The organism is Pseudomonas shiyinii, from assembly GCF_056725765.1.
This window is the reverse complement of the sequence record NZ_CM161522.1, coordinates 5,106,712-5,117,592: the sequence shown is the minus strand read 5'-3', so window position 1 is coordinate 5,117,592 and position 10,881 is coordinate 5,106,712. Positions and strand designations below refer to the sequence as shown.

14 protein-coding genes are annotated in these 10,881 nt (G+C 56.7%); all 14 read left to right on the top strand.

All coding sequences use genetic code 11. The features are described 5' to 3' along the window. The first annotated feature begins 28 nt into the window (after window positions 1–28). A complete protein-coding gene (locus tag ACXHGZ_RS23165) occupies window positions 29–376 on the top strand; it encodes a DUF7673 family protein (protein WP_480461775.1) in 348 nt (115 codons plus the stop codon). Continuing rightward, complete coding sequence (locus tag ACXHGZ_RS23160) at window positions 373–588, top strand: hypothetical protein (RefSeq protein ID WP_480461773.1); 216 nt, start codon at window positions 373–375, stop codon at window positions 586–588. Before ACXHGZ_RS23165 ends, ACXHGZ_RS23160 begins: the two co-directional genes overlap by 4 nt. A gap of 51 nt (window positions 589–639) precedes the next feature. Beyond that, the gene (locus ACXHGZ_RS23155; protein ID WP_480461771.1) at window positions 640–1,227 is read left to right on the top strand and encodes a Mu-Gp12 family protein; all 588 of its coding nucleotides are present in this window, start codon (window positions 640–642) and stop codon (window positions 1,225–1,227) included. Continuing rightward, on the top strand, window positions 1,224–1,583 hold the full coding sequence (locus ACXHGZ_RS23150) for a hypothetical protein (protein ID WP_480461770.1): 360 nt from the start codon (window positions 1,224–1,226) through the stop codon (window positions 1,581–1,583). Before ACXHGZ_RS23155 ends, ACXHGZ_RS23150 begins: the two co-directional genes overlap by 4 nt. A gap of 63 nt (window positions 1,584–1,646) precedes the next feature. Continuing rightward, the gene (locus tag ACXHGZ_RS23145) at window positions 1,647–2,222 is read left to right on the top strand and encodes a hypothetical protein (protein ID WP_480461768.1); all 576 of its coding nucleotides are present in this window, start codon (window positions 1,647–1,649) and stop codon (window positions 2,220–2,222) included. Continuing rightward, entirely contained in the window at window positions 2,219–2,422 is a 204-nt protein-coding gene (locus ACXHGZ_RS23140) for a hypothetical protein (protein ID WP_480461766.1), read from the top strand. Before ACXHGZ_RS23145 ends, ACXHGZ_RS23140 begins: the two co-directional genes overlap by 4 nt. Continuing rightward, a complete protein-coding gene (locus ACXHGZ_RS23135) occupies window positions 2,412–2,735 on the top strand; it encodes a hypothetical protein (protein WP_480461764.1) in 324 nt (107 codons plus the stop codon). The genes ACXHGZ_RS23140 and ACXHGZ_RS23135 overlap by 11 nt, the downstream gene beginning before the upstream one ends. Further along, complete coding sequence (locus ACXHGZ_RS23130) at window positions 2,732–3,286, top strand: DUF2786 domain-containing protein (RefSeq protein WP_480461763.1); 555 nt, start codon at window positions 2,732–2,734, stop codon at window positions 3,284–3,286. The genes ACXHGZ_RS23135 and ACXHGZ_RS23130 overlap by 4 nt, the downstream gene beginning before the upstream one ends. Window positions 3,287–3,453: 167 nt before the next feature. Beyond that, entirely contained in the window at window positions 3,454–3,669 is a 216-nt protein-coding gene (locus ACXHGZ_RS23125) for a DUF4224 domain-containing protein (RefSeq protein WP_480461762.1), read from the top strand. Then, window positions 3,666–4,808 (top strand): site-specific integrase, encoded by a 1,143-nt coding sequence (locus ACXHGZ_RS23120; RefSeq protein ID WP_480461761.1) that lies wholly within the window; start codon window positions 3,666–3,668, stop codon window positions 4,806–4,808. Before ACXHGZ_RS23125 ends, ACXHGZ_RS23120 begins: the two co-directional genes overlap by 4 nt. A 316-nt stretch (window positions 4,809–5,124) precedes the next feature. Continuing rightward, a complete protein-coding gene (locus tag ACXHGZ_RS23115) occupies window positions 5,125–6,444 on the top strand; it encodes a tyrosine-type recombinase/integrase (RefSeq protein ID WP_480461759.1) in 1,320 nt (439 codons plus the stop codon). A 927-nt stretch (window positions 6,445–7,371) separates the two neighbouring features. Beyond that, window positions 7,372–8,352, top strand: a complete 981-nt coding sequence (locus ACXHGZ_RS23110; RefSeq protein ID WP_480461757.1) for an integrase domain-containing protein — start codon at window positions 7,372–7,374, stop codon at window positions 8,350–8,352. Further along, window positions 8,349–8,621: a hypothetical protein gene (locus ACXHGZ_RS23105; protein WP_480461756.1), complete on the top strand. Its 273-nt coding sequence runs from the start codon at window positions 8,349–8,351 to the stop codon at window positions 8,619–8,621. Before ACXHGZ_RS23110 ends, ACXHGZ_RS23105 begins: the two co-directional genes overlap by 4 nt. A gap of 225 nt (window positions 8,622–8,846) precedes the next feature. Beyond that, on the top strand, window positions 8,847–10,709 hold the full coding sequence (locus ACXHGZ_RS23100; RefSeq protein ID WP_480461754.1) for a DUF6119 family protein: 1,863 nt from the start codon (window positions 8,847–8,849) through the stop codon (window positions 10,707–10,709). The last annotated feature ends 172 nt before the right edge of the window (window positions 10,710–10,881 follow it).

Below are 10,881 nucleotides of genomic sequence, written 5' to 3'. Positions count from 1 at the left end.
GCCGGGCACAACCCCAAGGAGAAACGACATGCAACAAGCTCAACCAGCAGATCGCAATGCCTTTTTCGATGCCCTGGTGCAGTACCAGGAAGAGCGCCCGGCTATCCGCAAGGCAGGTATCCAAGCCCTTGCCCGACTGGTGCCTATAGCACTACGCGATACAGGGCAGAGCCGGGTGATCGGCCGCTTTCTGCTCGGCCTCTACGACGCCCAGACCCACCCCTTCGCTCTCACTGACCTGCGCAGCCTTGACGTTGGTCTGTTCGACGACTGTCTAGCGGTGCTGCGCCTGGACAACACGCCCGAGCAAGAGGTCCACGAATACCTGCCGAAGGGGCGAATGATCTTCAACCAGCTACGCGAGTACTGGGGATGAAGTGGCAGGCCAAGCGCAACCAGGAGGGCCAGGTCATCCCGCGGTGCTGGGTCAATGACAGCGGTTACACCGTTGCCGAGTGCAGGCTGCCTCACTCCCGCTACCCGGTGACCCGTCCAGGCTCAACGATCCCCTTCGCCTACGCGGACAGCCGCGAAGAAGTGGTGGAGATCATCAACAACGATATGCAGGCCAGCGCGGCCAGCGAATAACCAGAACGCCGGCCAGCTGCAACTGGTCGGCGATCTCCAAGGAGAAACGACATGCACCATTTCTACAAATCCGACGCCGCCGACGTGGTGGCCATCGTCCAGGAGTTCTACCAGGCGAAAGATGAGCTCACTGCGCGCCTGGTCGACCTGGGCAAGGTATTCGGGGGTGCCATCGCCCCGATGCACGACATCACCTCGCACTTCGCCGGCGGAGTGAAGCTCTCTGCCAGCAATGAGCTCGACGTCCATTGGCGCCGCCCTGACGAGTATGGCTACCGAAGCCTTCGTCACAAGGCGGTACCGCCGAAGGGTACCCCCAAGGAGCAGCGCGTGGCGATTCGGGCCGAGCATGAGCGCCTGTTGGAGCTGTGGAAAGCACACTGTCCGCCTCGTCTGGACCGCCACGACTATTGGGATCGACTCAATGTGAATACCGGCAACCTGCTGCTCTGCGGCGGTGCCTTCTTCGAGGACAAGGACATTGCCTACTTCGCACTCGGTTTCGAGATCAACAAGGCCGACCACGAAGAAAAGGTCGCAGCGGGCAAACCCACATCAGGCTGGATCAATGGGGCTGTCGAGATCTTGCCCAGCGAATACGAGGCAGCCCGCCAGGCAAGGGTAAGGAGCGCAGCATGAGCACGATCGACAGACTGAACTTGATGCTGGGGTTCCAGGTTTGGGCCGAAGGGCGTGGCTATGACCTGAGCGCCGATGCAGACGGAAACCCGACCAACCTGGAGACGCGTAATGCCTGGATCGGGTACGAGGCTGCGCACGGCCCCGACGGCTGCAAGCCATCGGGGCAACAACTCTATGCGCGGATCAAGAGAACCAGCGAGTACGTGCACCAGACCGACAAGCTGTTTCCGGTGCGGGTCGGTGAGCCAACCCACGGCGACTACGTCGTGCGCGGTGGCCCTGGCGGCGTGTACCGCCTGCGCGACGTGGACTTCTACATCATCGAGAACGGCAAGCAGTACCGCCTCAAGTAACCAGATAGGAGGCGCCGAGGAGCTGCAACTCCCCGGCGCCGACCAACCCCAAGGAGAAACGACATGCAAGTAGAAACCCCCGAAGTCGGCGCCGAGAAGGCTACCACACCTCGCTACGACACCATTGTCATCCGTGGTGCAACCGGCCAGAGCGTCCCGAAAGAGGTCGACGGTGGCAAGGTGGTCGCCTGGAGCCGTGGTCACGAACTGGCGGCCATGGATGCCCTGGAGGCGTTCATCAGTGACTTGGCCGATGGGAACTGTCACCAACCTACATACCTGACCCAGGGCGCCGCCAACGCGCTCAACCTCATGCGCCGGCGGCGGGCCATCGGATGGGATGCAGACGAGACCGTGGAACACCCCCCGGCAGACTGGCGGACCGCTGTGGCCCGTGCTGTAGCCACGGCCAGCAAGGTATTCGAGGACGACGGCGACGAAGTAATGAGCGCCATCCGCTATATGGAGGCGCTGCTGTTGGCGAACGAGCCAGAGCAACAGAAGCCCTTCATGTTCGCCCAGCTGCAAGATGGCGACGTAATGGACTGGACTCAGGACCCGAACCTGGCCGAAGAATGGGAGCAACAAGGCTATGCGGTAGCCAAGCTCTATGCCGCGGCTCAGGGAGGTGTGGCATGAAGACCGACGCTCGCCCACGCCTGGCCAGCCATTCGCTGGACCTGCCGAATCACTGCGACGTGTGCAACAGACCCCGCTCCCACGGCAACCATCAGCGTTGCAGCAAGGAGCGCCAAGTGCGCCAGTCCGCCTACTGGGAAGCCTACATGGCGAACGTCGAAGCCAAAAAAGCCCAAGGAGCACGCCGCTATGTACGTTGAGCCCATCACCATCAACGTCCGCCAGACCACAGGCACCTACGTCGCCAAAGCGCCAGGCCTCAAGCCCACCGCCAGTTGCACCACCGGCCCACGCCAGGCCGCCGAGCACCTCGCCAAAAAGCTCGGCCTTGCCCCTGGCCTGCTCCAGGAACAGCCCCGCGACGGCCTTGGCTACGGCTGCTCGCGCTTCAACCACACCGGAGAGCTGGCCACCAATACCAGCGACAAGGCGCACTGCCCCAATTGCGGCATCTGCCACACCAACAAGGAAACGTGCAACGAAGCGCGCCAGCGCGTGGGAGGTGCCCTGTGACAGCCTTCACGCCAATCAACCAGAAGGTGCAGGACAAACTGCGCAAACTGCAGGCCCTGGCAAAGCGTGGAGTTGGCGGCGAGAAGGCCAATGCCCAACGTATGCTGGATAAACTCCTCGCACGCCACGGTTTGACTATTGACGACCTCGCTGACGAGCGTCGCGAAATCCGCTGGTTCACAGCCCCCACCATGTTCGAAAAGCGATTGGCTTTTCAAATTCTCGCGAAGGTGTGCAACACCGATGATCCCCCCGCTTACCGCAGTAAAGGGCGGCCCAAGCAGATCGGGATAAAGGTGACCCCATCCGAAGCAATCGAGTTCGAGCTCTACTACGAGACGCTGCGTAAAGCTATGGATGAGCATTTCCAAGATGCCTTTTCCGCATTCGTGCAAGCCAACCGCTTGTTTTCGAACCAGCCGAGCAACGACCCCGAGCCGTTGTTATCCGAGCGTGATTTCCGAGTCATGAACATGGCATCAACGATTCAGCCTACTGCTGTAAACCCTCGCTTGGCTCACCAAACAGAGCATCGGAGGGAAAACCTGTGAACCTCAAGGTTATGTCGCTAGCTTTCTTTGCTGGGTTCGGTTATCTCGCTGCCCAAGAAATCTGGTGGTGGGGCTTAGGCCTGGTGGGCCTGTGCCATGGATAACTGCGAAAGGCTCAAGAATTTCAAGTCTTCAATTCTGGTCAACGGCCATTTGAGGCGGCAGTTATGATCCAGCAGCCATCACCAGGAACAGTCCTGACGTTCCAGGATCTTCAACGACTCACGGGTTACACCCGTCGCTCTGGTGTGGAGCAAGCCCTGCGAAAGCAGGGTATCCGCTGGTTCTGGGGGCGCCATGGCCCCTGGACCACCATCGACCTGGTCAACCAGGCCGGCGGCAAGACATTGGCCACCGATAAATATGACAGCGAGATCCTATGAGGCGGACCCGTAAACATAACCCGCACATCCCCGCCCACATTGATCAGGCCGCCATTCCGGCGGCCGTTTTTTTCGACCATCGCTGGGAAGGCGTCTGGTACACGTCCTGGCGAGACGAGGCAGGCAACCGCAAGCGGATGAACATCGCTGGCCGCAACGCAACGCTCAGCGACTTGCACCGGATCATGGAAGAAAGGAAAGGCATTGACCGGGAAAGCCTCAACCACTTGTGCAAGGAATTCCACGCCAGTGCGCAGTGCAAGCGACTGGCAAAGAAAACCCGCGATGACTACGAATACTGCCGCGACGTGCTTCTGGCCATCCCGACCAAGCTGCAGAAGCCACTCGGCGAGCTTGCAGTGCGCAAGTTCACCTCGGCCCTGGTGCAACGCCTGGTCGACCGGATCGCCGACGAAGGAACCCCATCGAAGGCCGCACACGTACTTCGCTATTTGCGTCGGGTAATGCAGTGGGGCCGCAACCGCGGCTACCTGGAAATCAATGTAGCCCTGGGCATCGAAGCACCGGCCGAGCGTAAGCAGCGCCGCCTGCCGAACCCAAAGGTCATGGGAGAACTGATCGCACGGGCTCACGCCATGGGACAGCTTACTCGGGGGCAGCCAGGCGCGTGCCCGGCCTACCTGGGCTACGTGATGGAGCTGGCCTACCTATGCCGCCTGCGCGGCATCGAGGCCGTCACCCTCACCGATGCGAACGAGTTGGAGGACGGAGTCCAAACGAATAGGCGCAAAGGTAGCCGCGACAACGTGGTGCGGTGGACGCCCAGGCTCCGGGCTGCTTGGGAGGGGGCTAAAGCATACAGGCGCGGGGTATGGGCCAGTCAGTCCTACCCCATTCCGGCCGCGCCAGAGCGCCGCTTCATCATCGTTGCGGCGCACGGAGGACAGTTGCAAAAGAGCAGCCTGGACAGCACCTGGCAGCGCTTCATAACCAGAGCGATCAAGGAGGGCGTCATCACCGAGGAGCAGCGCTTTGCGTTGCACGATCTCAAGCGCCGCGGCATCACCGATACCCCAGGCGACCGTAAACAGAAGCAAGACGCCAGCGGCCACCGCGACGAAGCGATGCTCGATATCTACGACTTCAGCCTTCCCCGCGTATCCCCTTCCGCCGACTGATTCCCGCGTACCAACACGGCTAGAGACCGCATGGTTTCTGGCTTCGTGCGTGCCCAGCACGTACCAGGAAACGCCGTAACCCATTGATTTACAAGCTGTGAGCAGGGTTCTTGTAATCAGTAGGTCCCGGGTTCGATTCCTGGTGCCGGCACCATTCAAGGTTCCATAGAAAGCTTTCAAAATCTCTGGAACCCCCGAAAAACCCGCCTTCTGGCGGGTTTTTTCGTTTTGGCGTTCCGTCGGATTCCGAGGGTAGCCAGCGCTAATAAGGGTACTTTTAAGGATACCTACCAATTCGACATTGGAAAGTACCCTTATGGCTCGCACAACGGCTCCCCTTACCGACAACGCCTGCCGCACTGCAAAGGCTCGCGAACGTGAGTACAAGCTTTTTGACGGCGATGGCCTTTACCTGCTCGTGAAGCCCAACGGTCGCAAAGGCTGGCGGCTCAGGTACGTGAAGCCCGATGGTCGCGAGGGCCTGACCTCACTCGGCAATTACCCGGTGGTCGGGCTGGCTGACGCTCGCCACAAGCGCTTCGAGCTCAAACAGCAGCTCGCCAACGGCATTGACCCCATCCAATCCAAGCAGCAGGCCAAGGTGCAAGCCGTAATCAATGGCCGTACCTTCGAAAGCGTTGCGCTCGATTGGTATGCCGGGATGGTGCCCAAGTGGGCGCCGGGCCACGCCAAGACTGTGCTCAGCCGGTTGAAGACTCACGTATTCCCTTTGCTCGGTGCCAGGGCAATCGTCGAGCTCGATACCCACGACCTCATGCAGCCTCTAGAAGCCGTGACGAAACGCGGCACCATCGACGTGGCGCTTAGGATCAAGAACTACCTTCAAAGCATCATGCGCGAAGCCAAACGGCTGCGGCTGATCACCGCGAACCCGGCTCACGACCTCGACGGCTCGATCAGAGCACCACGGGTTACACATCGACCCGCACTACCCTTATCGCGGCTGCCAGAGCTGCAAGCACGCATCGACGACTACAAAGGTCGTCCACTCACACGCCTTACCGTGATGCTGTCGCTGCACGTGTTCGTACGCTCCAGTGAGCTGCGCTTCGCCCGCTGGAACGAGTTCGACCTCAATCGCGGCATCTGGGAGATCCCCGACACTCGCCCGGCGCTCGACGGCGTACCGTTTTCCACAAGGGGTACGAAAATGGCCGGAGACATTCACGTTGTACCCTTATCGCCGCAAGCAGTGGGCTTGCTTGAGCAGATCCACGCGATCACCGGCAAGTTCGAGCTGGTGTTCGCGGGAGATGCCAAACCGTGGAAACCGATGTCTGAGAACACGGTGAATGCCGCGCTAAGGACGATGGGCTATGACACCAAAGTGGATATCTGCGGCCACGGGTTCCGAGCCATGGCGTGCAGTGCGCTGGTCGAGTCCGGGCTGTGGTCGGAGACGGCTATCGAACGGCAGATGAGCCACAAGGAACGCAACAACGTGCGCGCCGCCTACACCCACAAGGCCGAGTTCCTCGAAGAGCGCCGGATGATCATGACCTGGTGGAGCCGGTTTCTGGAGGCGAACCGCGAGGACCATGTGACGCCGCATGAGTTTGCCAAGCAAACGGGCGAGAACGTCACGCGCCTTCGCAGTGCCAAGAGGACCGAGTAACCCGCCGCGCCACCACCTCAACTTGCTGCGAAGTTACCCACAGCACCGCATGAAGCTCCTCCGCGCGGGTCCTTTCAAACGGGGCTGCAAAGCCGCCCCGTTTGAAAGGACCATACCTAAGAAAAAAACTGCTGGCACAGCTTACGTCTGTGGAAAACCACTGATGTCCACCGGGGGATAGTTTTATCCACAGGCGCTAAATCCCTGATATCGCGCTGCTTGACGAATATTGTCCACAAGCGTAGACCGGGAGTCGCAAGAGCTGTCGATGACAGCACCCCAGGTGGCCCGAACCTTAAAGGCCACGCCGCTCCCGCGGTGGTTCTCCCAATGGCGATTCGCATCCGGCAGCTCGCCCGGTCACCTCATAGGTGATGGATGCTCTTACACATATGGCCCTCGTGCGCCAGATACACCGTACCTCGCTGCCCTGCAGCAACCTATCCGCTTGGCCGAATCTTGCGCCAACCTGTGCCCGTCTCTTTCTGTGGAAAGAGACGGGCACTTCAAACACTGCTGCAGCCCTGATCGTACATGGCTTTGCGGCATTCCCCCTTGTGACAATCGGCGTGACAAACGCCGATGTCACCAGCAACAGCGCTGTAGATGATGGTGCCGCAGACCAAGGAATGGACTGCACCTGACTGACAGTCAGGCATGCCCCGGTCATCGCATTGCTGCTTGCACCTGGCTCAAGATCTTCAGGCGCTGGTCTAGTCAGCCAGTGCTGCCTCCACCCGCCCACCGGTAACGGTGTTCAGGAGGCCAGATCATGAGATGCCCGTGCTCCAGGTCGTAAGGAGCCGCCAGTCCCGCGTAGAGGACACTCCCCACAGGTCGCAGGGGCCTTGATCCCTGATAACACTCAGCATTCTTGGCGGGATGACGTGGGGCGAGGATCGGAGAACAGGCGATGAGGTGATCGACATGGCATTGGTAGGTAGGCGGGATGGCCGCAATTTCGGCTACGGTAGGCAGTTGAGCTACGCGGGGCCGCAAGCGCTGAAAGACATGTTCGGCGGTGGTCACTATGGCACGGTCAAGGCGCACTGTGATCGATGGCAGGCATTCGTGAGGTGGTGCCGCTCCGAACAGGGGCCCGGCATCAATGATGCGCGGCAGATTGATCGGAAGGTGTTGGCCGACTATGCGGCGTATCTGCGTGACGTGGTTGGGCGCGGTGACCTTGCTGTCAGCACCGCACAAAATCGACTATCCAGCGTTAACAGGACCATGGCGGCGCTTCGCGGTGATCAGTGCGTGAGATTGCCCAGTCCGAGTAAGGCATTGGGTATGCAGCGCACCGGGGTTCGACAGTCGGTGCCGCAGGGCCAAAGCCGCGAACAGGTTAAGCAGATTGTCGATGTGCTTTGCAGCCATCATCAGTTAAGAGCTGCGGCGATCGTTCTGTTGGCACGAGCCACCGGCATGCGCTTACGTGAGGCCATCCTGGCTGACCTGCCACGGCTAAGCCGTGAGGCTAACGGCCTAGGGAGGATAAACATTCAGGATGGCACCAAAGGCGGCCGCGCTGGTGCCTCGGCGCCCCGTTGGATCGAAGTGGATCGCCATATTCGAGGCTCGCTTGAATTTGCAATACAGGTATCGCCTGCGGGTAGCCGCAATCTGATTGCACCAAACGAAAGTTACCTGAAGGTTTTGCAGGAAGTCGTTCGGCCTGCGCGGGGCATCCTGCATGCACACAAACTCAAGGGCTTCCATGAGCTACGAGCGGCATACGCCTGTGAGCGCTACGAGCAACTTACCCAACACCGCGCCCCTATCAACGGTTGTGGATGTCGCCAGACAGATCGGCGTCTTGATCGTGAGGCCCGGGTTCAAATCAGCTATGAGCTGGGGCACGGTCGGGTCGATGTGGTCGCTATGTACATTGGAGGGCGTACGTGAGTAAGCCCTTCGATATGGAACTGTTCTTGTCTGGCGTGCTAACCGGATCGCATGCGACGCGACAACGACATTTGCGGCAGGCAAAAATCATTCAGGCTGAAATCGCGGAACGCTGGCAGCGAGAGGGGCCTTGGGCTTGGCAGAGGAAACATGTGGTTTGGTTTCTTGAGAACTTCCTCTTCGGTTGCAGTGACGCCACGCGCTATTACTACTTGCTGACAGCCCGCCTCATCGCTCGACGCCTGCAAAAGTCATGGATTTTTAATTAAATAACTGACCAGATCTTGATAGGCACGACCGACAGCAATTGACGCGCATAGGATAGTCGAGCGGCTTGCCAGAAATGAATGAACTCTCAGTGCAGAGGGACTTGCAATTGAGAACCTTCCATGCCATAAAATGACACATGATGCCAATGTGACACCCATCCCGAATTTACCCAGAAATATCAATTCCGGAAAAAATAGTCAACACTAAACGAAGGGATTCAAAAAGTGAAAAGCCGACCTTTTACTATTTTCCTGCTAAAACAAGGATTCGATGCCACTAACTCTTTAAAAGAAGAGCATGAGTTAGGGCAGGTAGTAGCATCAGACCGTCTTCCAGTAAACTCCAGCGTTTATATTCTCGACAGTCAACCGCGGCCACCTTGGTGGCGAGAATACTTCAATATCGACAACCCACTACAACAATCAAACAAAGGCGCATTGGTTTTCATGCCAGTCGCAGATAGATGGTTCGCCTTATCATTTGGCCATGTTTTTCATAAGTTACGTGACAACTGCTATGAGTATGACTTCGGATTGCTAGTAACACTAAATAGCCTCGATCCGAAAAAATTGAAGAGCGCAGATGTCATGGACCCTGGCGCTTCCAGGCGCAAGAGAACTCAGATCCCAGCTGCCGCAGATATAACGTTTCTTGACTTTGACAGCAATACAGAAATTGTCCGAAGTCTCACAGGGGCGGTCAGGGAAGACCTAACCGAGCTATTTAAAAGCGCAACAGGTTCAGCCAGTCTTAAAGTCAGCTTAAAACTTCTTCCAGAAGAGCTTGAAAACCTATGCTCAAGCCTTCTCGAACTATATAGAAGCAATGACTATCTAAACACTTTTCCAAATGTTGGAAAAATTTCACCTGAAAACGATCCTGATATTGTAGGAGCGTTGGATAATCAACTTCTCCAGCGCTTTGCTGCTAGAGATCCGGCGCTATCACTTTGCGTTCCTGATATCGTGGATTATCGAGACAACACCTCCTGCAGGTTTCAGGGTCGTGGTGGGGTGGCGGAAATCTACACTGATATATCGCTAGAAGCGTTTTATGACTACCTGGGTGAAAACATAAATTTAAACGACTTCACCATCGATAAGTTAAAGTCATTTAGCGTTGCACTATGTGATCCAGACGGAAATATCAGTAAGGCTTACAATATATACAACTGCCTACTGCTTGACATTGTTGAGCACGCAGAAGTATATCATATATGCGAAGGCTCTTGGTACCGCATCGAGCGAGAATATATAGAGTTCCTTAAAGAATACCTCGACACCAAATTCGAGCCTACAGACCTTTTCGATTACAATCACGACTGCATAAAGGATGGAATTAGCCACTACAGCGAAGAAGCATATAATAGTGCCGTAGCTAATGATCTCCCTGCGTTTATATGCTTAGATCAGCAAAATATGAGCCTAGACGGGCAGACTGCAATTGAGCCGTGTGATTTGTACACCCTTAACAGGGCTGATAACGGCGACCAGGATGTGGGTAAGCTCTACCATCTAAAAATATCTACAAGATCGTCTCAGCTTAGCCACTTATTCAATCAAGGTGCCAACTCGGCCGAACTGCTGATTTTAGAGAAAAAGTGCCGCGAAAAATTGATAGCATTGATTTCCGAGCGCATAGGTCAAAACGATCTACAGTCATACTGTGCAGCAGTCGAAAGCCTCAACATAAAAGTAATATACGGCATCATCACAACTAAAGCGCCAAATAATTTGTCGGACAACCTACCGCTATTTTCTAGAATCAGCCTAATGCGTTGCTTCAAAAGTTTGGATCTAATGCAGATTCCCTCTGCGATCACCTACATTCCAGACATCAGTCCGGCGAAAGGAAAATTTAGTGCGTTACCAGCCGTCATAGTCGAAGTATTGCAGGGCAAGGGCAAGAAGGAAGCGTGCGTAATTGCCGATCAAGAACTTCCACAAGGAACTAAGATCAGCCGCTGTGCTGCTGCCATAACAGAAAGCGCCATAGGATCGCGATTCAAAGTGCTTTATAAAATTAATGATAAAGGAGCACCATACTCGAGCCATCTCTGGCCTTATGAAGATTTGAATGGGGTATGAGTGCTCTATGAAAGTGAATAGGCTGCTGTCGCCAACAGAGCTTCCGATGATAGCCTATAGGCACTATTTTACCACCATGATTCAGAGTTTTGTGCGCTTATCATGCCCACACGATAGGTTGCCACCTCTGAACAAGAAAAGGGGGCAGAGTTATTTTTCGCCGCTGGTTGAT

Coding starts and splice junctions, on each gene's coding strand:
- ACXHGZ_RS23165 (WP_480461775.1), top strand. CDS start 29: ATGCAACAAGCTCAACCAGCAGATCGCAATGCCTTTTTCGATGCCCTG.
- ACXHGZ_RS23160 (WP_480461773.1), top strand. CDS start 373: ATGAAGTGGCAGGCCAAGCGCAACCAGGAGGGCCAGGTCATCCCGCGG.
- ACXHGZ_RS23155 (WP_480461771.1), top strand. CDS start 640: ATGCACCATTTCTACAAATCCGACGCCGCCGACGTGGTGGCCATCGTC.
- ACXHGZ_RS23150 (WP_480461770.1), top strand. CDS start 1,224: ATGAGCACGATCGACAGACTGAACTTGATGCTGGGGTTCCAGGTTTGG.
- ACXHGZ_RS23145 (WP_480461768.1), top strand. CDS start 1,647: ATGCAAGTAGAAACCCCCGAAGTCGGCGCCGAGAAGGCTACCACACCT.
- ACXHGZ_RS23140 (WP_480461766.1), top strand. CDS start 2,219: ATGAAGACCGACGCTCGCCCACGCCTGGCCAGCCATTCGCTGGACCTG.
- ACXHGZ_RS23135 (WP_480461764.1), top strand. CDS start 2,412: ATGTACGTTGAGCCCATCACCATCAACGTCCGCCAGACCACAGGCACC.
- ACXHGZ_RS23125 (WP_480461762.1), top strand. CDS start 3,454: ATGATCCAGCAGCCATCACCAGGAACAGTCCTGACGTTCCAGGATCTT.
- ACXHGZ_RS23120 (WP_480461761.1), top strand. CDS start 3,666: ATGAGGCGGACCCGTAAACATAACCCGCACATCCCCGCCCACATTGAT.
- ACXHGZ_RS23115 (WP_480461759.1), top strand. CDS start 5,125: ATGGCTCGCACAACGGCTCCCCTTACCGACAACGCCTGCCGCACTGCA.
- ACXHGZ_RS23110 (WP_480461757.1), top strand. CDS start 7,372: ATGGCATTGGTAGGTAGGCGGGATGGCCGCAATTTCGGCTACGGTAGG.